This window comes from Neorhizobium sp. DAR64860/K0K1, from assembly GCF_050500205.1.
GTDB lineage: Bacteria > Pseudomonadota > Alphaproteobacteria > Rhizobiales > Rhizobiaceae > Neorhizobium > Neorhizobium soli.
Genome location: NZ_CP191458.1, coordinates 389,139 through 414,755 on the forward strand (window position 1 = coordinate 389,139; position 25,617 = coordinate 414,755).

Sequence of the window (25,617 nt, forward strand, 5' to 3'; positions counted from 1 at the left end):
TTACCGATGGTCACAAGGGAGGAACACATGACCGTTCTAAGAAAGAGGCTGCTTGGCCTCGTATTGTCGACTTTTCTGATCGCGCCATCGGTTTTCGCGGGCGAAATCACTGTCAATTCAGACCATTCGGATCCCGTGCCGAAAAAGGCGATGGGCGATCTGATTGCCGCCTTCGAGAAGGCCAACCCCGACATCAAGGTGAAGTGGAACAACTTTGACCACGAAGGCTACAAGGCCGCCATCCGCAACTTCCTGACCGCGGACGCGCCTGACGTCGTCGCCTGGTATGCCGGCAATCGCATGGAGCCCTTCGTCAAGGCGGGACTGTTTGCCGATGTGAGCGATGTCTGGGCGGCCAATGGCTACGATGAGCAGATGAAGGCTGCCGTACCGTCAATGACGATCGACGGTAAGAAGTGGGGCATGCCCTACACCTACTATCAGTGGGGCATCTACTACCGTAAGGACATCTTTGCCGAAAAGGGCATCACCCCGCCAAAGAACTGGGCCGAGCTGATCGCCGCGAGCGCCAAGCTCAAGGCTGCGGGGATCACGCCCTTCACGATCGGCACCAAGGCGCTCTGGCCGACCGGCGGCTGGTTCGACTATCTCAATCTTCGCGTCAACGGCTACCAGTTCCACATGGACCTGACGGCGGGCAAGGTTCCTTACACCGATCCCAAGGTAAAGGCAGTGTTCGAGAAATGGGCCGAGCTCGTCAAGCCCGGCTACTTCATCGAGAACCATGCGGCGATCGACTGGCAGGATGCAGTCCCGCAGCTCGTCCAGGGCAAGGCCGCCATGTATCTGATGGGCAATTTCGCCGTCGCCACGATGAAGGACGGCGGTCTGAAGGAAGAGCAGATCGGCTTCCTTCCCTTCCCTGAAATCACCCCCGGCCTGCCGAGGGCCGAAGAAGCGCCGACCGATACGTTCCACATTCCGGCCAAGGCGAAGAACAAGGAAGACGCCAAGAAATTCCTGGCTTACGTCGGCTCGGCCCAGGCACAGTCGACGATGAACGCCACGCTTGGCCAGCTGCCCGTCAACAATCAGGCCGAAAAGCCGAAGGACGTCTTCCTCGAGGCCGGCTTCACGATGCTATCGGGCGCCCAGGGCCTCGCGCAGTTCTACGACCGCGATGCCAATGCCGAAATGGCAAAGGCCGGCATGGAAGGCTTCCAGGAATTCATGGTCAAGCCGGACAAGATCGACGCCATCCTGGCACGGCTCGAGAAGGTCCGCACCCGCGTCTACAAGTAGCGCTTCCTCCCAGGAGACCGGGCGCAGCGACCGAGAGGTCCTGCGTCCGGGCGCAACTCTTACAATCTGCAGGGGTATCGTCGTGAGCTATTCCGCAACGCCGCAGTCGCGCCGCTCGAAGAACAACAGGGAATGGCTCACGCCATGGCTGTTTCTCGCCCCCGGCCTTTTCATGTTCATCGTCTATGTTCTTTTGCCGATCTTCCAGTCGATCTGGATCAGCTTTCATGACTGGGACGGGCTTGGCGAAAAGGTCTGGATCGGGCTTGGCAATTACCGCGAACTTCTGGATGACGATTCCTTCTACGTTTCCCTGAAGAACAACGTCATCTGGCTGCTGCTCTATCTTCTGGCGATCCCTGCAGGCCTTGCCGTAGCACTTTTTCTCAACCAGTCGGTCACCGGGATCCGGCTCTACAAGTCGCTGTTCTTTTTCCCGTTCGTCATAAGCCAGGTCGTGGTCGGCCTGATCTTTACCTGGTTCTACGCGCCGGATTTCGGGCCGTTTTCGAAACTGCTGGAGTGGCTGACGGGAGAGCAGCTGGCGGTTCTGGCGGATGAGCGCTACGTCACCTACGGCATCATCATCGCCGGCCTGTGGCCACAGACGGCCTATTGCATGATCCTCTACCTGACAGGTCTCAACAACATCAATCCGGAACAGGTCGAGGCCGCGCGGATGGATGGCGCCAAGGGGTTCAAGCTTCTCTGGTACGTCGTCCTGCCGCAGCTAGCGCCGGCGACTTTCATCGCGATGGTCGTCACCGTTATTGGTTCGCTACGCTCCTTTGACCTTGTCTCGATCATGACCGCCGGCGGACCTTACGGATCGAGCCAGGTTCTCTCCTATTTCATGTTCGAGCAGGCATTGTCGGAATACGGTTTCCGCATGGGTTACGGCGCCGCCATCGCAGTCGTGCTGTTCCTGATCATGATGGTGTTCATCTCGCTCTTCATCGTGCGGATGCTTGTCCAGGAAAGGAACGCCTGATGTTCCCCTCCCCCATTCAGAACGCATCGCCATGGATGCGAACCGGCTACAAGTTTCTCCTGCCTGTCTCGCTCGTCCTCTGGCTCCTGCCTCTGATCGGCGTCGCCATCACCTCGGTGCGGCCGGCGGGCGATCTTGCAGCCGGCAATTACTTCGGCATGCCCTCCGGTTTTGCCGGTGTCGAGAACTACACGGCCGTCTTCCGGGATTCTCCGATCGGTCTCTACATCCTGAACTCGTTCAAGGTGACGATCCCGACGGTCATCGGCGCGGTCGGCATTTCCTGCCTCACCGGCTTTGCGCTGGCGGTCTATCGCTTCAAGGGCAACCTCGTCCTGTTCTTCATGTTCGTCGCGGGCAATTTCATTCCCTTCCAGATCCTGATGGTTCCGGTTCGCGACCTGACGCTGAAACTCGGCCTCTACGACACCGTAACTGGACTGGTCCTTTTCCACGCAGCCTTCCAGACCGGTTTCTGCACGCTGTTCATGCGCAACTTCATCAAGGGCCTGCCTTTTGCCCTGATCGAATCCGCGCGCGTCGAAGGCGTGTCGGAATGGAAGATCTTTCGCCATATCGTGCTGCCGCTGATGCGGCCGGCGATTGCGGCGCTATCCGTCCTGATCTTCACCTTCGTCTGGAACGACTATTTCTGGGCGACCGTGCTCGTGCAAGGCCAGCACGCCATGCCGGTGACTGCCGGCCTCTACTCGCTGAACGGCCAATGGGTTGCCGCCTGGCATCTCGTGTCCGCCGGATCGATCATCGCGGCCCTGCCGCCGGTCGCCATGTTTTTCCTGATGCAACGGCATTTCATTGCCGGCCTGACACTTGGAGCCACCAAGGGATGAGTGACATCGTAACTGTCGGCTCTGGCGATTTCGCACTCAGCCTTCGCCTGCCCGAAAACGGAATGCCCGAGTTTCTGGCCTTCGGCCGCCCGCCTGTTGTCGCCGATCCGCTGTTTGAGATCGAACGATCGAGCCGCATCAACGGCATGGACGTCGCCGTCCCCTCGACCGTCCTGCTGCCATCAGGAGGAATGGGCTTTTTCGGCTGGCCGGCGATTGCAGGCCACCGCGCCGGCCGCGATTTCATTCTCGCCTTCAGCGGCTGGTCGGCAGCACGGGACGGAGCACAGACCGTGCTTTCGGCGAACGACCCGGTCGCACGGATCGGGATCTCCATCACGCTTACGGACCATGCGTCCGGCGTGCTCTCGATCGCAACCCGGCTCTCCAATGCGGGCGATAGCGACTACCAACTCGATCGCTGCATGGCCGCGAGCTTCCTCGCGCCCTCAGGTGAGACAACCATCACCAGTTTTACCGGCTCGTGGGGCCGTGAATTCCAGACGCGTCGCGAGACGCTCGGCAATGGCCTATGGATGCAGGAAAACCGCCGCGGCCGCACCTCGCACGACCGTCTTCCAATGCTGTTCGTCGAAAGCGCTGACCAGCGTTTTGGCGTCACGCTCGGCTGGAGCGGCAATCACCAGATCGCCATCGACCGGACCGATGACGGCCAGCGCCTCGTCCATCTCGGCGAACTGTTCAAACCCGGCGAGATCATTCTTGCGCCCGGCGAGAGTTACCAGAGCCCGGTCGCCTATGCCGGGCCACACAGCGAGGCATTTCATGCCTTCGTCCGCACCGAGCTTGTCCAGTGGCCGGGCGGGTCCATGAGCCCAAGGCCTGTCACGCTCAACACCTGGGAAGGCAACTATTTCGACCACCTGCTCGACTCGCTTCAGGCGCAAGCTTCTGCGGCTGAAGCACTCGGCATCGAGCGTTTCGTTCTGGACGACGGCTGGTTCGGCAAACGCGACGACGACACGACGAGCCTTGGCGACTGGGATATCGACCCGCGCAAATATCCGGACGGACTGAAACCGCTCGTCGATCACGTGACCAGCCTTGGCATGCAATTCGGCATCTGGTTCGAACCGGAAATGGTCAATCCGTTGTCCGACCTGTTCACCCTCCACCCGGACTGGGCGCTGCAGGTCGAAGGGCGGCCACTGCTTGCGTCGCGCAACCAGCTCGTGCTCGATCTTACCCGGCGGGACGTCTCAGACTATCTGTTTTCGAAGATTGATGCGGTGCTTGGCGGCCACGCGGTTTCCTATGTCAAATGGGACATGAACCGCGACCTGACCCATAGCGGCGGTCGCGACGGCAGGGCGAAGACCGCCGCCCAGACACGCGCCGTCTACGCGCTGATGGATCGCGTTCGCGCCGCTCACCCCGATGTCGAGATCGAAAGCTGCGCGTCGGGCGGTGGCCGGATCGATTATGGCGCGCTCGCCCGCACCCATCGCGTCTGGACATCGGACTGCACCGATGCGCTGGAGCGGCTGGAAATCCAGCGCGGCGCCTCGCTTTTTGTGCCGCCGGAAATTCTCGGCAGCCACATTTCCGCAGACCCCAACCACCAGACCAACCGTCGCCATTCCCTAAGCTTCCGGGCGCTGGTGGCGATGGCCTATCATTTCGGCGTCGAACTCAACCCGCTGGAACTCTCAGTCAAAGAGCGCGCCGAACTGGCGCTCTATATCGAAACACACAAGCGGCTTCGCCCGCTTCTGCATGCACCCGGCGCCAACTTCCGGCTTGAGCCAATCGATGGCCGTTATGTCTGGGGTGCCGCAAGCGCTGAAAAGATCGTCGTCATCGTTGCGCAGGGACCGCAGATGGTGGGCGAACAACCCGCAACCCTGCGGTTGCCTGAACAGATCATACGCTTCGGGGGAACCTGGCGCATCGAAACTGTTCTGCCCACAGAGCCTGATTTCATCCGCATATCGGACGGTCAGAAGCGACTGCTTTCCGGCGAGATCGCTTTCGATCTGGCAAATTCCGGGCTTGCAGGCCTGCCCTTGCCGATGCTTCGGCCCGAAAGTGCCCTGCTTCTCGAACTAACACCTCACAATGGGAGACAGACGCGATGAGCGACGTCAGCCTGCGCGCCGTCAAGAAAAGCTTTGGCGCCGTCAGTGTCATCAAGGGTGTCGATCTCGATATTGCCGATGGCGAGTTCTGCGTTTTCGTCGGCCCGTCCGGCTGTGGCAAGTCCACGCTCTTGCGGATGATCGCAGGCCTGGAACGGATTTCCGACGGCACGCTGTCGATCGGCGGCCAAGAGATGACCGATGTCGGCCCGTCCGAGCGCGGTGTCGCCATGGTGTTCCAGTCCTATGCGCTCTATCCGCACATGACTGTGGCGGAAAATATCGGGTTTGGCCTGAAGATGACGGGCCATCCGAAAGCGCTTGTCGCAGAGCGCACAGCCTACGCGGCAAAGATGCTGCAACTGGAGCCGCTGCTTCAGCGTAAGCCGGGGCAATTGTCGGGCGGCCAGCGCCAGCGCGTTGCAATCGGCCGCGCGATCGTCCGCAATCCGGACGTCTTCCTGTTCGACGAACCGCTCTCCAACCTGGATGCCGCGCTGCGCGTGCAGATGCGCTCGGAGCTCTCGAAACTGCATCAGGACCTCCAGGCGACGATGATCTACGTCACCCACGATCAGGTCGAGGCGATGACCATGGCCGACAAGATCGTCGTGCTGTCGGCAGGTCGCATCGAGCAGGTCGGTGCGCCGCTCGAACTTTATCACCGGCCGAAGAACCTGTTCGTTGCCGGTTTCATCGGTTCGCCGAAAATGAACTTTCTGACCGTTGCCGTGACACCCGGCGAGAGCGGCCGCGTCAACGCAAGCCTTCCTGGCGGCACGTCGCTTTCGCTCGACACGCATGGCGCCTCTGTGAAAGGCGCAACGATGACGCTGGGCGTCCGCCCCGAACATCTGGATGCGACCGGCAATGGCGACGTCGTTCTCGAAGGCCGCGTGAAGCTTGCCGAACATCTCGGCTCCGAGACCCTGTTCTTCGTTTCGCTCGCCGATGGTTCGGAAATTTCGGTCAAGGCCGACGGCCTTGCAAGCCAGCGGGCCGGCGACCCTATCCGCATCGGCATTCCGGCCAGGGCCTGCCATCTGTTCGATACCGACGGCCTTGCCGTCGTCAATGGGGATCTCACACGATAATGCTTGGCGTCTGCTACTATCCGGAACACTGGAACGAAGACCGTTGGGAAACCGATGCGCGGCGCATGCGCGAACTCGGCATTTCCTTCGTGCGCATCGGCGAATTCGCCTGGTCACGGCTCGAGCCGAGCCGCGGCAACTTCGACTTCGCCTGGCTCGACCGGGCGATGGACGTCCTGACCAAGGCCGGCCTCAAAATCGTGCTCGGCACGCCGACGGCGACCCCGCCGAAATGGCTGATCGACGCATATCCCGACATCCTGCCCTATGACGAACAGGGCCGTCCGCGCGGTTTCGGCTCGCGGCGTCACTACACGTTTTCCTCGGAAACCTGGTGGCGCGAGAGCGCACGCATCGTCGAGGCGGTCGCGAAACGGTACGGCGACCATCCGGGTCTCGTCGGCTGGCAGACTGACAACGAATACGGCTGCCACGACACGACGCTGTCCTTTGGACCTGAAGACCTGAAGGCATTCCGCCGCTGGCTGCGGCTGCGCTACCAGTCTGCCGAGCAGCTCAACGAAGCCTGGGGCTCGGTGTTCTGGTCGATGGAAGTCGCGAGCTTCGACGACGTCGCGCTGCCGAACCTCACCGTAACCGAAAGCAATCCGGCGACGCGGCTCGATTTCTGGCGTTTTCACTCGGATCAGGTCGCGGCCTATGACGCGATGCAGTGCGAGATCATCCGCCGGCATTCGCCGGATCGCTGGATCACCCATAACTTCATGGGCTTCGTTCTCGATTTCGACCATTTCCAGTTGGCCGACAATCTCGACCTCGCCTCCTGGGACAGCTATCCGATCGGTTTCGTCGAAAAGTTTCCGTTCTCGGAGGCGGAGCGCAACCGCTGGGCGGAGACATCGCATCCGGATATCGCGCCGTTTCACCACGATCTTTATCGCGCGGTGGGCCGTGGCCGGTTCTGGGTGATGGAACAGCAACCCGGCCCGGTAAACTGGGCGCCCTGGAACCCGATCCCGAAGCCCGGAATGGTGCGCCTCTGGACCTGGGAAGCGCTGGCCCATGGCGCGGAAGTCGTCAGCTATTTCCGCTGGAGGCAGGCACCCTTCGCGCAGGAGCAGATGCATGCGGGTCTGAACCTTCCCGGCCTAGACGAACTTTCGCCCGGCGGCCGTGAAGCGGGACAGGTAGCGAGCGAGCTCGCCACTTTCGGAACTCTGCCGGAAACACAGACGGCTAAAGTTGCTGTTGTCTTCGATTACCAGAGCTACTGGACGACGGTGATCCAGCCACAGGGCAAGGACTTCCGTTACGAAGAACTGACCTTCCGCTGGTATGAAAGCCTTCGGCGCCTCGGCGTCGATATCGACTTCGTGCGCCCCGGCGCGCCGCTGGATGGCTACGCGCTCGTCGTTCTGCCCTGCGTCACGGAAGTATCCGCGGATCTGGAGAGGGAACTCCGCCAATTCGACGGCGTGGTCCTGATCGGTCCACGAACCGGATCCCGAACCCGCAATTTCACCATTCCCGACAATCTGCCGCCCGGTCCGCTCTCCGATCTCACCGGCCACCGCGTGTTGCAGGTCGCGACACTGAGGCCGGGCCTTGCCCAGCCTGTGAAGGGACAGGTCTCGGGAGCGGCGATCCGCTGGCGCGAAGATATAGAAGCGACCGGCGATGTTCTTGCCCGCTTCGGCGATGGCATGCCGGCCCTCACCCGCAAGGAGAAGATCCATTACCTGGCCTGCTGGCCGGATGAGTCACTCCTTGCCGCAACGATGAGCCTGGTTCTGGACGCTGCGGACATCCCCACGTTCGAGCTGCCGGAACATGTTCGTATGCGGCGACGCGGCGAGCTCGTCTTCGCGTTTAACTACGGTGCGGAGGACTGGACGGTTCCAACCGGGATCCGCATCGTGCTCGGCGAGCGCACTCTTCGCCCGTATGAGGTTGCTGTCTGGCGGGCGTGAGCGAGCCAGACAGCAACCAAACACGCGCCTGCCAAACGGTTGCTCGGGAGCTGAACGGGCCCTATGGAACGGTGCGGAACTGACCGAAATGATGCGAGCGGATCTCCACTACGACATTCGCTGAGCTGTATCAGGATTCCGGCTTAGGCCGGTTCGCGGCAGGGTGTCGACCCGACATTCTGGTCCGATCTTCAGGAATGCCAGATAGCCCGCATCAACGGATGCTGAAGGGGAAATATTTCGCGTTGATGCTGTCATAGACTTCGCCAGCCTGAAGCTCCGCCAGGGCCGCATTGATCTTTGCCGTCAACGCAGCATCGTCCTTGCGGAAAGCGATGCCCGCACCTTCGCCGAAGATCGATGTGTCCTTGACGTCGGTGCCAACGAACTTGCAGCAACGTCCTTCGTTCGTGTTCGTGAGCCAGTCGTACACGGCAAGCTTGTCTTCAAGCATGACGTCAACGTCCTCGTTTGCCAGCGCCTTGTAAAGCTCCGGCGAGGAGCGAAACACCGTTGTCTCGGCGCTTGGGAAAAACTTCTTGATGTATGCCTGCTGTGAGGTCTCCGCCGCGATGCCGACGCGCAGGCCCTTGAGGCTTTCGTCCGATATGGTGGTCAAGACCGAGTCTTTGCGTGCGATAAAGACGGAGGGACTGTCGTAGTATTTGTCCGAGAATGTCACGAGTTTGCGTCTCTCTGCACTCATCGACATGGACGATACGATCATGTCGTATTTGTTCGAAAGCAGATTGGGGATCATGTCGGTCCATTCCTGGACGACCAGTTCGCAGGAAAGCCGTGCCGTCTCACAAAGGGCCTTGGCGATGTCGACGTCGAAACCCTGCAGTTGACCGCTGGAGTCCACGTAGTTGAAGGGAGGAAAGCCTCCCTCAAACGCAACCTTGATCTTCTGATCTCCTGCCCGGTCGGCAGCGCCTGCCTCTCTAAGGTTATGTGTGGGCGAAAGGAGCCACGAAGCAGCTATACACAGTGTGATCAGCGCTCTGGGGTTCATTTTCGGCATCTGGCTCTCCTCTTGTCGTCCGGGCTCGATTCCCGTATTGGGAATATTAGAACATACAAGGATTAAGAGCTTCTCTCGCATGCTTGTCAGCGGCCAACCAGAAGCTCATCTTGACCCCGGCCGCCTCCGGCATTGCGTGTTTTCGTCATCAATCGCGAATGCTTCAATTTTGAGACATGCTTTAAAAGCATTTCGTAATTAATCCCCTCTACACTTCCCTGGGCGAGGGGAGATTCCGTGTCTTCAAACTGGGTGTTTTCATTGTTGACGCGACTGTCGGCTCGTTCGTCGTCGCAGTCGGTTTTGATCCTGCTGACCGGAACCGGTCTTGCAATATTAGGGCTCGTTGTTCTCGCAGCCATTTGGGCCGGAAGTGAAAGCGACTCTGCGGCGCGCGACAGGCAACGAGAGCTGGTTGACGGCAGGCTGCAAAATCAGGTCGACCGCGTTGCACAGGATATGCAACTGCTGGCGGAAGGCTATGCTTCATTCTTATCGCCCGGCTCTTCGGACAGCGGCACGGAGATATCCAGAAGCGCGTCGATCCAGACGTTTGGTCGGATCGCCACATCCGTCTTTGGCTACAGCGCCGTTTTTCTGATTTCGCCCGACGGAGAACTCGCACTCCAGCCTGACCCCGATAGCGTGCGTCGTTTCAAATGGGTTCGTCCCGTCCTTTGGCCAATGATCTCGGCCGTAACAAAAGGCCTGGAAACCAATGGGCAGCACGCTCCCGCTCCCCAAAAGAATCAGGTGGAGTTGCTCCGGCTGGAAGGCAGGCCCTCGATTGCGGGCATCGTTCCGGTGGTTCATCAGGTGCAAGATGATCCAGGTAAGGTGAAGGCGGAATACTATCTGATCGCCATCCGGTTTTTGGACGGCCCGACGCTCGATATGTTGAGCAGGGAGCAGGGTCTCGCGGGGGCACGTTATGCTCGCACAGCGGATTACGAACCGGGTGAGGTCGCGTTCCAGGTGGCGTCCACCCGCACGGCAGAGCCCATCGGATTTATCGTCTGGAAACCGGATCTGCCTGGGTCTCGCGTTATCGCGCGTCTCCTGCCCTTCCTGTCTGCCGCCGGACTTGTCGTCACCATCTTGTTTTCCGCCCTGCTGCTGCGCCTGCGTTATAGCCTGAAACAACTCGCTGCGAGCGAGACCCATGCGCGGCATCTTTCCCATCACGACGTGCTGACCGGTCTTCCCAACCGCGCTTTGTTTGCGACAAGACTTGAGCAATGTCTTACCGAACTCGGGACACAAGACCGCGAGACTGTCGTCGCGCTGATCGACCTCGACCGATTCAAGCAGGTCAACGACGTCTACGGCCATCTCGCTGGCGACGAGCTGTTGCGTATCGCCGTAGAGCGGATGAAGTCGCTTCTTCGGCCTGGTGACACGCTTGCGCGTTTCGGCGGCGACGAGTTTGCCCTCCTCATCCCCTCTCTCGGCCACAACCGAAGCATCATCGGTTTGTGCAACGAGATCATGGTGCGCATCAGCGACCCGTTTCATCTTGTGAACGGTACTGTCGTTGTCTCTATCGGCGGCTCCATCGGATACACGGCCCCTGAGGGCGCGTTTACCACTGCCCGGGAACTCCTTCGTCGGGCAGACGTCGCACTCTACGATGCCAAGGAAAGTGGCCGCGGCCGCGCGGCAGAATACAATAGTTCGCTGGACACCCGCGCAAACGAACGCACCGAACTGCGGAACGAACTGCGCATCATGCTCGAAAGAGATGAAGGTCCGGGTGACACGCAAGGGGTGATCCGCGACAACCGGGTAGGTCATCTGGAAGTTTTTGCCCAAGGGGTCCATCAGGCAGACAGGTCAGGTGATGTTACAGGTGCGGAAGCTCTTGTCCGATGGCGCCACCCGACAAGGGGGCTTCTGTCGCCCGACAAGTTTATTCCGATTGCTGAAGAAGCCGGGATGATCAACCAGCTTGGCCGATGGGTCTTGCTCACGGCGGCCGCCGCTGCTGCGTCCTGGCCGGCTCATCTCTCGATTGCCGTCAACGTTTCCCCGTCACAAATCGGACAGCGCAACTTTGCCCAGATGGTTCTGTCGATTCTGAGGGATTGCGGGCTTTCCCCGGATCGCTTGGAGCTTGAAGTAACAGAGGCTGCCATTTTCAACCTCGACGAAGGCGCGGCCGAGAACCTGAACCTACTCAGGTCACGCGGGGTGAGAATTGCGCTCGACGATTTCGGCACCGGCTTTTCGTCGCTGAGCCATTTGATCGACCTCAAAATCGACCGCGTAAAGATTGACAGGTCCTTCGTCCAATTGCTGGGCTGCAAGGCAGAAGGTGCCGCCATCGTCTCCGCTATCGCCAGTCTGAGCCGGACATTGGGCAAGGCAACAACGGCCGAGGGTGTCGAAACCGAGGAGCAGAGGGAGTTCCTGATCGCAGCGGGATGCGACGAGCTGCAAGGTTACCTTTTCTCGCGACCCATACCGATCGAGGCCTTCGGCCACCAGGTGCGGCCGAGCCAAATACGCGTCTCGTTATAAACGGAACACGAACGGTGGCAGAATTCCATCGGTCGTTTCGGATCTGCCACAACTCTCGACAGTCGATGACGTCTTGCCTACAACGGATCAGGTCGTATGTTGTCTTGCTAACGTTACGGCGCGCGAAACAACTCCTGAGGAGGAAAGCTGGAATGAATTTCTTCCCGAGGATGGCTTTGGTGGCCGTCGTCTTGCAGTTGGGTCTCGGTCATGCGCGAGCAGACCGTCCTGATCTGGATCAGTCGGTGATGGTGTTCGGTGGCGCTATGGTCGATGAGAATATGCTCGACGCTGCCAACGTGTTCGGTTCTGACTACGAAGATAACGCGTTGATTGGGCTGGGGTACCAGGTGTTCCCATACCAGTTTGGGACGTTCAGCTTCGGCCTGGAGGCGGGTCTTGCTGGTCGGTTCGGCGAGAGCACGAGCGGCGAGGTGTGGGGCGGTGTCGTAGGTCGACATGACGGCGTCAGGCTCGGCCCTGTGCGTGTCTCGCCATCTTTCACGTTCGGCCTCAGCCATGTCACCAAAAGCCAGAAAGGTCGGGAGCGGGATCACGAGCAGGAACGGGACGGCAACGCACGCACCCTGTTCTACCTTGGACCCGAGCTGAGCCTTTCGAGCGACAAGCTCCCGAACACGGAGGTGTTCTGGCGGCTCCACCATCGCTCAGGCGCATGGGGAACGCTTGGCGACATGCACGGCGGCTCGAACGCCAATGTCGTAGGGGTCCGGTACAAGTTCTGACAAAAAAGGCCCGTATCAGGCTCAGCCTGATCGCATAGCCTGACGTTGGAAATGTCGGTCAACAGATGCAGGCTGCAGATCACACTGACTTTGGGAACAGTGGAGTCACATTCGTGGTTGCATTCCCGGTGGCGGGTTGGAGCTTGTTTGCGGTCGCCTTATCGAGGCCGTGCAGAATCTTGGCCAGCCCTTCCGCCTGACGATAGTAGTCCGGTTTTTCAGGAAGGGTCAGGTCGAACTCGCTGCTGATCCGAGCAATCAAATCCATCGCTCTTGCAGCAAGCCGGGCGTAACCCTCAATGCGGCGCTCGAAAAAGCCGTCATGCGCAGGTTTCGACAAATCGAGGCTTTCGAGAGCGTTCTCGTGGTTGCTAACACGGTTTGAAAACCACAATATCTCTTCGCCAAGATCCGCCCCGAAAAGTTGCCAGTCCGCGTCGTCAGGAAGGATCAGCACTGGTTCGGGAAGATGGAACGCGAACTCCTCCTGGTCCATAGGATTGAACTCAGGCCGGTCATGGACGGCTGCATAGGCGGCCCCAACGTAGTCATCGAGCGCCAGCATCGTTCGCATTGCAAGGCTGCGCGCGTTCCGGTTTGTCTGTCCCGGACGGACGAGAACGCCGAGTTTGTGGATGGACCGACTGGCGGATCCCAGAGCAAAGCTACCAGCGCCAATCAGCGCTCCCAACGTCATGAAACCTTGCGTTGTGCCGAAGAAATCAATCACCGAGTACCTCGTTAAGTAAGCCTGTCGTGGAGTCGACTGAAGAGTAAAAACCGGAATCGTTCCAAGTGACAGTCTGCACCGAAGCGTGCAGAAAACAAACGTTACCGTTCCAGTTTGTTGAGATTTTCAAGATGGAGCGGACTTTACTGGCAATAGATGTGATGCCGAGCAGCCGTGTTCAAGTCTGCGAGCGATGCCCATCCTTCAGCGCGGGGCCTACGTCATAGAGGTTTTCCATGTCTCCTGGACGAAGCATTGTCACGAGAAACAGGCTTGGTCGCCGGCAACAAGAACCGCGTCCATGCGTTATCGTCGCAACGGTCTCATGGTAACTGCGAAGAGATCGATAATGGAGACGACGATGGCGGCGGGTGTATTTGACGTTACGCAACTCAACTTGATCAGAGACGCGCACCTCGACTGGTCCGCCGTTAACACCGTTGAGCCGACCAGCGTGTTGGGGGAGGAAGCGGTTGCCTATCTGTTGAGGGCATATGGCGCTGGCTGCGACAGCCCCCAAGAGATGATCGCGTCCCTCGATCGTCACATCAGCGAACGGGCGAGCCACGTACAGCTGGGATCGCCTGCTATACCATCATGCGGCGACGAACGTTGAGACCAGCGGCTGAGGCAACGCTGCCCGGCGACCGACCACGCAATCTCGTGTGTAAGTCTTAGACGATCGTTCGAGCGCCGGTCACAAGGCTTTGCCTTCCAAACGGGCCCGCAGTGTCGCGTTTTCTGCTTCCAGCTGATGCAGTCTTTGACGAAGGGGTGCTACCGCTTCCTCGACCTGCTGCTCGGTATAGCGCGGAATGATGTGTTGCGGGCAGTTCCAGTCGTAAGCCTCGAGCCGAAGCTTGAATAACCGCTCCGGCCTGCCTTTGTAGGTGGGATCGGAGACCAGATCGGTAAGAGCCTGATCGGCATCGAGCGTTAGCCGCTCGACATGTGCGTAGATTTTGAGCCGGGCTCGTCGGACGTAGTCCATCAGGAACAGGCAGGCCCGGTCGTTGGCTGCGAAATTTCCTGCACTGATGTACTGGCGGTTACCTCGATAGTCGGCAAATGCCATGGTTCGAGGATCGACGACCTTCAAAAAACCAGCTCTCCCTCCACGGTGTTGAACGTATGGCCACCCGGTTTCAGACACCGATGCCATGTAGAAGCTGTCGCGCGAGGCGATGAAGGCGATTTCGTTTTCCGTGAATGTATCTGAGGGGCGGTCGTGGTTGCCCAACCATATTTGATCCGCACCCATATCCGCCTGTGCGGCTCTGACGCTCGGCGTCACGGCGACTTCCAGGAAATGATACGGCACGTGAACCCCCATATTCAGGCGGGCCCGCATGGTGACCGGACGGTGCGGCGCCGCGGATCGGACTATAGCTCGACCAAATCAAATATTGGAATGCTCATTCTTCCGGCCGGTGGACATTCCGGCCGCAGTTGATCGGGATCACACTCTTCGGTTCGTCTCTATCGATGCACGCTTTCTCCCGTCAAATTCTTCCTGTCCGATCTCCTACCGCACAACAGTGAAAACCGAGACTTCCTCGCTCTTGCCTTTGACGAGGATGCGGCCGAGCTCCCTCACACCGCTCGTGTCGGCCAGGCTGGCCGCCGTCCCTGCCCCGATCAATAGGGAGACGCCGAGGTTCTTGGATTCCCCCTCGAGACGTGCTGCCAGATTGACGGCATCGCCGAGCGCGGAATAGTCAAAGCGCCGGGTCGAACCCATGTTGCCCACGACGCAATCACCCGTGTTGATGCCGATGCCGATACGCAGCTCGTGATGCGTTCGACCGGCGATCTCCGCCTCACGCGCGAGCTCGGCGTTCAGGCTCTCCATTGAAGCGAGCATTGAGAGCGCGGCTGAAACCGCGTGATCGGCATGGTGGGGATCGTCGAGCGGCGCATTCCAGAATGCCATCAGGCAGTCGCCGATATATTTGTCGATCGTTCCCCCATGGGAGAGCACGATATCCGACAGCGGCGTCAACAGCCGGTTTATCAGCTCGGTGAGGTGTTGAGGGTCATCCTTTAGCTGCTCGGCGATTGTCGTGAACCCGCGGACATCGCAGAAAAGGACGCTCAGCTTCTTCTTCTCGCCGCCAAGCTTCAAACGGGTCGGATCGCTGGCCAATTGAGAAACAAGGTCAGGCGATAGGTACTGAGCGAACGCTTGCGTGATTTGGCGACGGCCCGCCCGCTCCTTCGCGTAATCGAGCCCCGCCTGCGCAGCGCTCAGGCTGAGCATCGCCAATGCGGGCGAGACCGGAGACACAAACACCCTCCCGAACCGCAACGAGGCGTAAGCTCCACCCAGCATCACGACAAGCGCGACACTGTTGTACAACACGGTTTTCCAACCCGTATCCTTGCGGACCAGCAGCGCCCCGATGACGACCGCACCAAACAGCAGAAGTTGACGCAGTGCCTGGTCAGCTTCTGTAACGGAAGATCCCAGTCTGATGTTGTCGACGATCGTCGCCTGAATTTCAGCGCCGGCCGTCAGGTGACCGGTGTGGACGGTGTAGGGTGTTGCATAAGCGTCCGCTCCGCCCTTCTCCACCGTCGCTGCGGTTTGAAGGCTTAGACCGACCAGAACGATCCTATCCTTGAAAAACCCATCGGGCAGGAACCGCTCCGGCTCGAGCGCCTGGTAATAGGAAACTGTCGGGTATGTGCGGGCTGGCCCGTAAACCTGAAGCAGTTTGTTCGGCACTCCCAGAGGAATTTCGAAACCTGCAGCAGTCGCAACCGTGGCGGCGAAGCCATCGTCATAGGGTGGCAGACGACGCAGAACGCCGTCGCGATCAAGCGTAATCGAGGCAATGCCCGTCAAAGCATAGGCGTCACTGAACATTTGCAGCGGCAGAACCCGCACGAACTGATCCGCCTGCGCAGACGTCACAAGCGTTTCGTCACCGGCGAGCACGACGTCTGGTCCAAGCGCTGCGGCAAGGGCGGCGTCGTCTCCCGGATTGGACGGCTCCGCGAAGATGATGTCCATGCCGATCGTCTTGGCACCGGCCGCGCGCAACGCCGTGATCAGTCTGGCATGCAGGCCTCGTGGCCACGGCCACTGGCTCTGGATTTCGGCGAGAGAGGGTTCGTCGATCGCAACGACGATCGGGCTGTCCGAGGCAAGCGGCAAAGGGTTCAGGGTCGAGAGATAGTCGAACGCACGGTTGTCGAGCAGCGACCAAGCTGGAAGCTGAGCGATCAACGTCAATGCGACGTAGATTATCAGTGACAGCGCCGTGAGCTTTAGCTGCCGAGACCCGAGCATGGGCCCGCCGCGGGCATTCGACCGACTACCTGACATCTAGAAACGAACCTTCAACGTACCCTTGAAGGATCTTCCCCATGCGGGAACGCCGGCGTCGACTTCGAACTCTTCGTCGAGCAGATTGAAAGCCTCCAGTTCCAACGCCATCCGCTTGTCGAGAGGCTCCCAGGTCAGCTTGCTGTCGAGGGTCCAGTAGTCACCAAGGCCAGTCCCGGCACTGCCTATCCGCTCGCCAATGTAGTTGGCGGCCAGCGAAACCTGGACATTGGCCGGATTGACATAGGTGAGCGCCAGCTGGCCTGCCCATTCCGGGATGAACGGCAAGGATGAGCCGGCGGGCAGGCTGCCGCCTTTTTCTTCCGAATCCGAGTAGGCGATCGTGGACGAGAGACCGAAGCCGTGCCCTAAGAGAAGATTGCCTGTCAGACTCGCCCTATCGATGCGTCCCTCGCTGGTGGTGAAGGGAACGGCTGTCAGTGGAACTGCGATCTGCATGTCGCGCACGTCCTGGTGCTGGAACTCCGCAGCCGTGAAGAACCGGTCTGTCCACTCGGCATCCCACCGAAGTGCGACCGTATCGGCACGTCCTTCGGGTGCAACGTCGAAAGCATTCGGCTGCAGGCCGACGACAGAGACCGGCGACAGCGTCGGCGTCGACAGATCCGTGCTGCTGCGCATCACGGCAGCGCGGAGCCACTGTCCCTCGGCAGGTGACCAGGCAAGGCCGAGACGCGGCTCTAGGCGAACACCGTCAGATGCGTCGTTGCTGAGGTAGTTACCGAATACGGCGTACTCAGCCTTCAAGTTTGACTGGATCTCGTGGAGCAGATCGACATAAACGCTTGCGACGCTCGTGCGATCCGAGCTGCTGACGGTCCTAGCACCCCCGTTAAGAAGGTCTTCTAACGTCTGTGACTGGGATTCGGAGATCCAGCCTCCTTCAACACCATAGCGCCAGGTCAGATCACCCGCATTGAACGTATGGCTGGCTGCGGCAATATAAGCATTTTCTTCAAACTCATCGCTTTCCCGCGCGAATGGAAGGGTCGGGAACGGAGGTCCAAAGTCGATCTCGCTGTACCGGGTGTCATTGCGCCTCGTCCCGCTGTACAGAATGGCCGCGTTCATGACATTCTCGTAGGCGAATGTGTGGCTCCAGCCTAAGCCGCCGTTGCGGCTTCTCCCGACGATCTCATTCCTCACAAGGGGGAAGGCTCCAGAGCTTGTCACCTCTTGGTCGAAGGTGCTCTTGGCGTCGTTGTAATAGAGAACGATGCGATCGTAATAGGTCGGACTGGTGGTCAGGAAGACATTGCCGCCGAGCACCTCCAGCTCTGTCCCGATATCCGTGATCAAGCCGGCGTCGCGGGCGTCGAGTGACTTCTGCCATTCGAAATTGGCATAGTAGCTCGTCGGGTTCGGGAAGTTCGTATAGCCCTGAATCTCTGCCTCGCCCGTCCCGCCGGTGCCTCCGCCCGCCGCAGTGAAGCCACCTCCGACAGACGCCTCGAAGAACGGCCGGGTGAGAATGTCAAACCCGCGACTGGGAGACGAGATCAGTGTCGGCTCCAGCAGGAGCCCCTGAAGCGTTGATGAAAAGAATTGCCCGTTCGGGGCATTGTTGATGACATCCTCACCATAGAGGTAGCTGTTCGCGAAAGGGTTGACGCTGCCACGGATGCTTTCATCGATATAGGCAGCACCGGAAAATGGATCGAAGACGGCATCGCTGTAGAATTCGCCCCAGGCGTTCAGGCCTTGAAAGCGGAACGCACTGTTGAGAATCGAACCCGCCTGCTGGTTTGCGCCCAGCGACGTGTACTCTCCACCGCGCGCTCGCGCACGCAGGACGTAGTCTCGCGCATGTTGGATCGCACCCGGCGCATCATACTCCGAAATGGCCACCGAGGCCCGAACCGCCGCGATGACGGGATCGTTGTTATCCAGTCTATCGGCATTGTCGATCGCCTGTTCTGCAGCGACACGGTCCCCTTTCTGGTAGTAGGCCGCGCCAAGAACAATTTGCCCCTGGGCATCCGCCGGATTGGAAACAGTGCCTGCGAGCAGGTCTTCGACCGCCTTGTCGGGCTCGCCTGTCTGGAGATAGTAGCGACCTCTCGCAATCAGAACCTGATCCAGCGCCGGATCCGCAGCCATGGCGAGATCGATCTCGCGCTTCGCCTCCTTCACCCGGTTTGTGTCCAGATAGAAGATCGCCAGATTCGAGTGCGATATAGGATCGATCGGATCCAACTCGATCGCCTTTCGAAGCGCTGCCTCTGCCTCTCGATTGGCACCTCTGGTCGAGTGTATGTCGGCGATCGCATTCCAGGTGGTGCTGCTTCCCGGCGTTACCTTCAGAACCTCGTAGAGATCTGCCAGCGCTCCGTCGTTATCGCCCTGGAACCCCGCCTTGAAATGAGATCGCGCCTCCAGCGCAGTGGGCTCATGCGGATCGAGAGACAGTGAGCGGTTTATCGCCTCCTCCGCCTGCTTGCGGTCATTCAACAACAACGCGATCCAGCCGCGATAGGCCGGAAGCGAGGGGTCGGAAGGGTACTGTCGCTCCGCTTCGCGAAGGGCTTCGATCGACGCATTCAGGTCCTTCAGGAAACCGACCGCATAGGCCCGCAGAAATGCGGCTTCCGGTCCTCCAGCGCTCGGTGGCAGCGGCTCGACACGGCTTGGATCTGCCAGCGACCGTGCGTAATAGCCACCCCAAAGCGCGATCGCTCTCCTGCGCGGATCGAGGCGGTGAGAGACCTGCACGAATAGGGCCGCGGCTTCGCCGTATCGTGCTTGGTTGGCTGCGATGATGGCCTTGATCAGGATCAGCCGGTCCCGTTGGGTCGATGATAACTGCGTGCGCTCCAGCGCACCAAGCATCTCCATTGTCTTTGCCGGGCCTTCAAGCGACAACTGCGCTTCCGCCAGATCGACCAGGTCGGCTGTCGAACGTTTCTCAGGTGGAATCGCCAGAATCCGATCGGCATTTCGGCGCATGTCTGCAAATGGGACCGCTGCTGGCGGCATACGCTCGAACGCTTCTCGCGGCGGAAGGTAGAACAGCATTTGTTCGCGGTCATCGGAGTCGACGATAACCACCTTGCGAGGCGCCTGACCCAAGGTGGCTGCTGCCGCCTCACCCGCACGCACGTCGACCATGCCTTGTGGATTGGCGAGTTGCACGACCCCGTCGAGAACCGTCAGCGACGTGTCGTTGCCGCTGACCGTCATGGTCCAGTCGGTCCCTCGAATAGCGGCAGCCGCTGCGGCCGTCTGGACCTGTACGCCGGGCCCTCCGCGCTCGGCCCGGGCCCAGATCGTTCCTGACTGAAGCTGCAACACCGTGTCGGAACTCGTCTCGCTGGTGATCTGCTTCACGACCATCGAGGTGTTGCGGCCGAGCCTGACCTGGGTACGGTCCGAGAAAACGATGGCGAGCTGGCCGACCTCGTTCGTGCGCAGGATATCGCCGCTCATCAGGTCCTGTTTGAGATCGACGGACTGCCAGTCGGACACGTCAATAAAGCGGACTTCCTCGCCGGTCTTACGTGCGATGACGGCCCCAGCTGCAGTACCTGAGCGCGGAACGGGCTCCGCACCCGCAGACTCAAGTGCAGCCGATAACAGAACAGCCGTCGTCAGTGACAGCACTGTTGCTGCCTTAAAAAGTTTCACTCTACAATCCGGCATCCCCCGCCGCTCCACCCTTAAGCAACTAAGTGTCGTAGTCGCCCTAGCAAGACTATTGAATAGCCGCCAGAGTCTTATTAGAGAGGATACTTTGTAAGCGGAGAATTTTCACGTGAGTGACTTTGATAGCGCACCTACGGAGATGCTTGACCTGACCATGGCAAGCGGTGAGGTGACGGAGGAGTACATAAACCACATCCGAAAAATCAATGACGTCTTCTATGACCAGATCAAGATAGCCGACCAAAAGGCCGCCTATATCTTCACGTTTATGCTGGCTTTCTTGATCTCTTCTGCGGAAGGGCGAAGTGTGTTCGATTGGGCGCTCTATGCAAAGGCAGACATTCCGGAGGCATTGCTTCGCGCGATACTGGCCTGCGCGTCAGTCTTTTCAATCATTTGCGCAATCCTGGTTGTCCTCCCCCGCAACATCCCCCGCTCGACGTCTCTCTTCTGGGGCACCTGGCCGCATCATCGCCCGCTGTTCGAGCTCGCTGCGGCGAACCGCGATGTCTCTTACCTGTTCAACGAATATCTCGATAACGCCGACATCCTGTCGCTGATCTCGCGCCGTAAGTACAAGTGCGTGTCGTTCGCCTTCCGCGGACTGGTCCTGACCGTCCTCGCCTATGTCATTCTCCTGCTGGCGACGCAGAACATCCGCTAATCACGCCATCTTGAGGCGATGAGCAATACTCAACCCCGGTCCTGTTCATCGTCACATCGGCACGGCTGCGGCACCCACCAAGCGACCGCGGAATTGGCCTTTCGAAAGAGGTCGATCCCTTCCGTTTCTGACGTCGATTTGGATCAGGTGTGATCGCCGATATGCCACATCGTGTTTGTATCGATCTCGGACCGATGCGAGGGAAAGTCCTCGCCGCGGTAGCTGATCAGCAGCTTGAACAGGTCGCTGCGCAGCCTTTTGCGGGGTTCGAGACGGTGCTCGATCTGCCGCGTCAATGCGGCCTGCATGACCGATAAAGCTTCGACGGAGGTTCCTTCGGCGATGATGACAACATTGACCGTATCAGGGTCGGTCGCTTCATCCTGCTCGAAAACCTCGTACACCTGGTTGGGCTCGGCGAGTACGACCTGGAAGCCCGTTATGCGGGTCTGGGTCATCAGCTGGCGCAGAATTTCTTCCATTGTCGGTATCGATGCATGGGCCTTTCCGCTTTCGACAGAATAGGCCTGCACGAGTGTTGCGCCTCCGATACCGCTTCCAGCTTTCACAGCGATCTCGCCCGGGATCCGCAGCACGCTCGAAAAATGCTGCCGCATTTTCTGAGACCAGGGCGTCGGATTTCGCACAAGATCGAGATAGGACGGCTGCTCGATCACCGCGAGACTTTCAAGCTCGTAGAGGGTGAAATAGCTCTCTTTTCCGGCTGCCGAAACGTATCGGCTGGCGGCACGCATGCCGGGGACCGTCAATCGCTCCGGGACATGCTCGAATGTGTGCCAGGCGTCGTATTCCTCCGCCATGGCGGCGGGATAATCGTTCCAGAGCGCAAGAATGGCGGGGCTCATCAGGGCTCTCCCATGCGAAGGACGACCTTGGATGCGACCCGATCCTGCGCGGCCTGGAAACCCGTTAGCGCGTCCGACAGTGGGAGCGTGTGCGAAATCAGCTGTCGCATCAGCGGCTGATTGGCGTCAAGAAAGGCAATGACGCCGTCCCAGTCGGCAGCAGGTGCCCGGTAGGAGCCGCGGATCTGCTGATGCATGCGCACGACGGATGTGAGGTCGATTTCGGCTGGCCGGGGGTGGATGCCGACAACGGTGAAGATCCCGCGCTTCTTGAGATACGGCAGCGTCGCGCTGACGAGCGCGGGTACGCCGGCCGCCTCGATGATCGCGTCGAACGGCGCAAGGTCCGCCAGGGCGCTCGCCATGTCTGTCTTCGCCGTATCGATCAGTTGCTCGAAACCGGCCGCGCGGAGTGCATCCAGCCGCGGCCCGTCATCGCGGCCGATCACTACGACCTTGGCACCTTTCGCCCGTGCCATGATGGCGATGCCCTGTCCGATGAAACCCGGACCGATCACCAGAATGGTTTGACCCGGCTGGACCTCCGCAGTCGCGACCGCCTCGGCGCAGACGGTCATCGGCTCTGTCAAAGCCGCGACATCCATGTCGAGACTGTCGGGAAGGGTGTGGCAGTTGTCATAGGGCACGCACACAAACCCTGCGAATGCGCCGTTGCGACCGATGCCGATCCCTTTGCGCGCCGTGCAATTGTCTTCGTCGCCGCGAAGGCAGGCATCGCAACGGCCGCAGGTGGTAGAGGGTCTTGCGGTAACGCGGGTGCCGATAATCGTTTCCGACAAAGCCTCCCCTACCCGTTCGATCGTGCCCGCAAACTCGTGGCCAAGGGTGACAGGCATGGCGCGCTCCATCGACTCGTAGCCCGGCGTCCACTCCGCGATGTGCAGGTCTGTTCCGCAGATGCCGGCCGAATGGACACGGACCAGAACGTCGCGCGGAGCAAGAGCTTCCGGGAAGCCGATCTCGCGAACCTCCACGCCTTTGGCGGGCCGGACCTTTTGCAATGCCAGCATGGTGTCGTTCCCTTCGATAATATTTAGGTGTTTAGCCGCGCCAGCTCAGAAAGCGCTTTTCGACCTGCCCGATTACAAAATTCACGAGCAGTCCCATGACCGACAGGATGGTGACGCCGGCAAAGAGCTTTTCCAGGTCGTAGAGCGAGCCGGCCTCAAGGATGTAAGAGCCGACGCCGTATTGCGCACCGAGCATCTCTGCGGCGACGAGAAGAATGATCGCGATCGAAATCGAGACGCGCAGACCCGAAAGGATGGCCGGGAATGCCCCGGGCAGGACGATCTTGCGGACGATCGACCACCAGTTCAGCCCGAAGCTCTGGCCCATGCGGATCAGCGTGCGATCGACGTTGTCGACGGCGCCATAGGTGGCAACCACGGTCGGCGTAAACGTGCCGAACGCGATCAGTGCGTATTTCGACATTTCGTCGATGCCGAACCAGATGACGAACAGAGGCAGGAGCGCGATCTTGGGGATCGGGAACAGCGCCGCGACAAGCGGGACCAGTCCGGCGCGGACATAACTGAAAAGACCGATCAGCACGCCGACCGCTATGCCGACGCTGATGCCCATGAACGCACCGACGAAAAGCCGCTGCAGTGAAGGCAGAAGATGCTTCCACAGCAGACCCGTCTGCCAAAGCTGGACAAAGGTATCGAGGACCGCCGAGGGCCGTGGCAGCGTCAGGTTCGAGATGAACCCGCTACGGGTGCCGATTTCGGCGAGCGCGATCAGAACGACAAAGACTGCAATGCCGACGCCCTGCACCGGGATCGGCGCAAAGCCGCCACCGCGGAACGATACGGTCGATATCTTTCCTGTTTCACCCTTGCTTGATGTCTCTACAGGGCTGGAAAACGTGGTGACGTCAGACATTGACCAACTCCTTGTCGGCCGCCATGGCCTCTTCGCGCATCAGGTCCCAGAGCTGCTTCTGTTTTTCTTCCAGTACAGGATCGCCGAGATGCCGATCCGACAGTGGAATGTCGATATCGACGATCTCGCGGATCCGGCCTGGCCGGCGGGACAAGACGACGACGCGGTGCCCGAGCCGGACCGCTTCGTTGAGATTGTGGGTTACATAAACCGAGGTGAACGGCTGGCGCGTCCAGAGCGAGATCAGGTCATCCATCAGCAGTTCGCGGGTCTGGCTGTCGAGGGCTGATAGCGGTTCGTCCATCAGCATGACTGCGGGACGGACCGCAAGCGCCCGGCTGATTGCCACACGCTGGCGCATGCCGCCCGACAGTTGCTTGGGGAGCGCTTTGCGGAACTCGGAAAGGCGGGTGCGATCGAGAACATCCGTCACGATTTCGTCCATCTGACGTCCGCTCAGCCCATGGTCCTCGAGGACCAACCGTATATTGCCCTCGACCGTGCGCCAGGGCAGCAGAGCGAAATGCTGGAAGACGTATGTCAGCGGGTTGAGCGAATCTGCCGGCGGATTGCCGACCTGCAGCACGTTGCCAAAGGTCGGCCGCTCCAGGCCACCCAGGAACCGAAGCAGGGTCGACTTGCCGCAGCCCGACGGTCCGATCAGGCAGATGATCTGTCCTTGCGGAATGTCGAGCGAAATATCCTTCAGAACCTCGACGGCTCCATAGGAGTGGCTGATGTTGTTGAGCTTCAGATCCATGGGTACTCCAGGCAGGCCGCAGTGCTGCCGCAGGTTCGACCGGTCAGATGGTCTTGACGTAGGACGTATCGAACAGCTGTTCGTTGGTGATCGCGTCCTTGACCATGCCTTCGGACTTGAACCATTCGAGCTGTTCGGCACAGCTTCCAAGCGACAATGCGAGGCCCTCGTTGACGCGCATGGCGCCTTCGATCAGGTTCTGCTTGGCCGTTTCGAATGGGCTGTCGCTTTCCACATATTTGTGGACGATCTTGGCCAGGGCATCGCGCTCGGCGTCATCTGCCTTGTTGTCGACGAAGGCCGCGTTGTAGTCGGCGATCGCCCGCGAATAGGCCTTTACGAAAGACGCTGTCATGTCGCGCTCGTTGGCGGCGTTTTTGGTCGAGGTAAAGGCGGTCGTCACCTGGTAATCCGGTGCGTAGTCCGACACGAGGCCGATTTGCTTGGCAGCGCCTTCGCGGATCATCTTCTTGGCGACATTCGGCTGAATGGCCCAGGCATCGATCTGGCCCGTGGTCAGGGCGCCGACGATTGCGCCAAGCTTCTGCAGCGGACGCAGCTGGATGTCGGACAGCTTGATGTTGTTGGCTGTGGCAATCTTGTGCGCCATGAAATGGAAGGAGGAACCGGCCGTTGTGATGCCGAAACTCTTGCCGGACAGTTTCGAAGGGTCGGTGAGACCGGCCTCATAAGCCTTGTTCGACGCGAGGATGATCGCGCCGGTAACGCCCTTCTGTTCGGTCAGCGCGCCGCCGATAACCTTGATGGCGTCCTTTTGCGCGAGGCTGATCAGGCCACCGCTCATCGCGGTAACGCCGAAGTCGGCATCACCTGAAGCGATTGACACGGCCATCGGCTGCGCTGCCTCGAAGAACTTCAGTTCGATGTCCAGCCCTGTGTCCTTGTAGTAACCGCGTTCGAAGGCAATGAAGCTCGGTGCGTGGCTGGCAAGGTGAAGCACGGCGAGGTTACGGGTTGCAGCCCGTGCAGGCAGACCAAAAGCCGCAGCGCTGCCGAGTGCACCCATGCCGATGAGTGCCTGACGGCGGTTCATTTGAAACTTCATGATTATCCTCCTCCAAGGACGGCGTTGCGTTACGCCAGTGCCCCTCATTGCCACTCACCGCACCAGAAGACAACAAACAATGATTATGCCTCCCATGCCTTCAGAGCATG

At 59.8% G+C, this 25,617-nt stretch carries 19 protein-coding genes; 9 read left to right on the plus strand and 10 right to left on the minus strand.

Annotated features, from left to right (window positions below):
- Positions 1–27 precede the first annotated feature (27 nt).
- The 6 genes from ACQY1J_RS01755 to ACQY1J_RS01780 all read left to right on the plus strand — a co-directional run bounded on the left by ACQY1J_RS01755 (position 28) and on the right by ACQY1J_RS01780 (position 8,229).
- Positions 28–1,263 carry an ABC transporter substrate-binding protein gene (locus ACQY1J_RS01755; RefSeq protein WP_430249866.1) on the plus strand — a complete coding sequence of 412 codons (1,236 nt, stop codon included), beginning with the start codon at positions 28–30 and terminating at the stop codon, positions 1,261–1,263.
- Positions 1,264–1,345: 82 nt separating this feature from the next.
- Entirely contained in the window at positions 1,346–2,254 is a 909-nt protein-coding gene (locus ACQY1J_RS01760) for a carbohydrate ABC transporter permease (protein ID WP_430249867.1), read from the plus strand.
- Complete coding sequence (locus tag ACQY1J_RS01765) at positions 2,254–3,105, plus strand: carbohydrate ABC transporter permease (protein WP_430249868.1); 852 nt, start codon at positions 2,254–2,256, stop codon at positions 3,103–3,105. Before ACQY1J_RS01760 ends, ACQY1J_RS01765 begins: the two co-directional genes overlap by 1 nt.
- Positions 3,102–5,204 (plus strand): alpha-galactosidase, encoded by a 2,103-nt coding sequence (locus tag ACQY1J_RS01770; RefSeq protein WP_430249870.1) that lies wholly within the window; start codon positions 3,102–3,104, stop codon positions 5,202–5,204. Before ACQY1J_RS01765 ends, ACQY1J_RS01770 begins: the two co-directional genes overlap by 4 nt.
- A complete protein-coding gene (locus tag ACQY1J_RS01775) occupies positions 5,201–6,298 on the plus strand; it encodes an ABC transporter ATP-binding protein (RefSeq protein ID WP_430249872.1) in 1,098 nt (365 codons plus the stop codon). Before ACQY1J_RS01770 ends, ACQY1J_RS01775 begins: the two co-directional genes overlap by 4 nt.
- Positions 6,298–8,229, plus strand: a complete 1,932-nt coding sequence (locus tag ACQY1J_RS01780; RefSeq protein ID WP_430249874.1) for a beta-galactosidase — start codon at positions 6,298–6,300, stop codon at positions 8,227–8,229. Before ACQY1J_RS01775 ends, ACQY1J_RS01780 begins: the two co-directional genes overlap by 1 nt.
- A 214-nt stretch (positions 8,230–8,443) precedes the next feature.
- On the opposite strand, the gene ACQY1J_RS01785 is transcribed toward ACQY1J_RS01780, so the two are convergent.
- A complete protein-coding gene (locus ACQY1J_RS01785; RefSeq protein ID WP_430249875.1) occupies positions 8,444–9,253 on the minus strand; it encodes a transporter substrate-binding domain-containing protein in 810 nt (269 codons plus the stop codon).
- Positions 9,254–9,490: 237 nt separating this feature from the next.
- Here ACQY1J_RS01785 and ACQY1J_RS01790 point away from each other — a divergent pair, with 237 nt between their 5' ends.
- Positions 9,491–11,773, plus strand: coding sequence for a putative bifunctional diguanylate cyclase/phosphodiesterase (locus ACQY1J_RS01790; RefSeq protein WP_430249877.1), 2,283 nt, complete (start codon positions 9,491–9,493; stop codon positions 11,771–11,773).
- A gap of 152 nt (positions 11,774–11,925) precedes the next feature.
- Positions 11,926–12,519, plus strand: coding sequence for a hypothetical protein (locus ACQY1J_RS01795; RefSeq protein ID WP_162728385.1), 594 nt, complete (start codon positions 11,926–11,928; stop codon positions 12,517–12,519).
- Between the two features lie 79 nt (positions 12,520–12,598).
- Here ACQY1J_RS01795 and ACQY1J_RS01800 read toward each other — a convergent pair whose 3' ends face one another.
- The 4 genes from ACQY1J_RS01800 to ACQY1J_RS01815 all read right to left on the minus strand — a co-directional run bounded on the left by ACQY1J_RS01800 (position 12,599) and on the right by ACQY1J_RS01815 (position 20,225).
- A complete protein-coding gene (locus ACQY1J_RS01800) occupies positions 12,599–13,249 on the minus strand; it encodes a hypothetical protein (protein WP_092662941.1) in 651 nt (216 codons plus the stop codon).
- A gap of 697 nt (positions 13,250–13,946) precedes the next feature.
- Entirely contained in the window at positions 13,947–14,570 is a 624-nt protein-coding gene (locus tag ACQY1J_RS01805; protein ID WP_184655823.1) for a pyridoxamine 5'-phosphate oxidase family protein, read from the minus strand.
- A 204-nt stretch (positions 14,571–14,774) separates the two neighbouring features.
- Complete coding sequence (locus ACQY1J_RS01810; RefSeq protein WP_430249879.1) at positions 14,775–16,544, minus strand: CHASE2 domain-containing protein; 1,770 nt, start codon at positions 16,542–16,544, stop codon at positions 14,775–14,777.
- A 36-nt stretch (positions 16,545–16,580) separates the two neighbouring features.
- On the minus strand, positions 16,581–20,225 hold the full coding sequence (locus ACQY1J_RS01815) for a FecR domain-containing protein (RefSeq protein ID WP_430249881.1): 3,645 nt from the start codon (positions 20,223–20,225) through the stop codon (positions 16,581–16,583).
- Positions 20,226–20,352: 127 nt separating this feature from the next.
- Here ACQY1J_RS01815 and ACQY1J_RS01820 point away from each other — a divergent pair, with 127 nt between their 5' ends.
- Complete coding sequence (locus ACQY1J_RS01820) at positions 20,353–20,907, plus strand: Pycsar system effector family protein (protein WP_062459905.1); 555 nt, start codon at positions 20,353–20,355, stop codon at positions 20,905–20,907.
- Positions 20,908–21,050: 143 nt separating this feature from the next.
- Here the strand turns inward: ACQY1J_RS01820 and ACQY1J_RS01825 are convergent, their stop codons facing one another.
- The 5 genes from ACQY1J_RS01825 to ACQY1J_RS01845 are packed head-to-tail and all read right to left on the minus strand — an operon-like array spanning position 21,051 to position 25,507.
- Positions 21,051–21,773 carry a hypothetical protein gene (locus ACQY1J_RS01825; RefSeq protein WP_430249883.1) on the minus strand — a complete coding sequence of 241 codons (723 nt, stop codon included), beginning with the start codon at positions 21,771–21,773 and terminating at the stop codon, positions 21,051–21,053.
- Positions 21,773–22,804: a zinc-dependent alcohol dehydrogenase gene (locus ACQY1J_RS01830; RefSeq protein WP_430249884.1), complete on the minus strand. Its 1,032-nt coding sequence runs from the start codon at positions 22,802–22,804 to the stop codon at positions 21,773–21,775. Before ACQY1J_RS01830 ends, ACQY1J_RS01825 begins: the two co-directional genes overlap by 1 nt.
- A gap of 31 nt (positions 22,805–22,835) precedes the next feature.
- Positions 22,836–23,681 (minus strand): ABC transporter permease, encoded by an 846-nt coding sequence (locus ACQY1J_RS01835; RefSeq protein ID WP_113166521.1) that lies wholly within the window; start codon positions 23,679–23,681, stop codon positions 22,836–22,838.
- Positions 23,674–24,441 (minus strand): ABC transporter ATP-binding protein, encoded by a 768-nt coding sequence (locus ACQY1J_RS01840; RefSeq protein WP_062577877.1) that lies wholly within the window; start codon positions 24,439–24,441, stop codon positions 23,674–23,676. Before ACQY1J_RS01840 ends, ACQY1J_RS01835 begins: the two co-directional genes overlap by 8 nt.
- A gap of 43 nt (positions 24,442–24,484) precedes the next feature.
- Positions 24,485–25,507, minus strand: coding sequence for an ABC transporter substrate-binding protein (locus tag ACQY1J_RS01845; protein WP_430249886.1), 1,023 nt, complete (start codon positions 25,505–25,507; stop codon positions 24,485–24,487).
- Between the last annotated feature and the right edge of the window lie 110 nt (positions 25,508–25,617).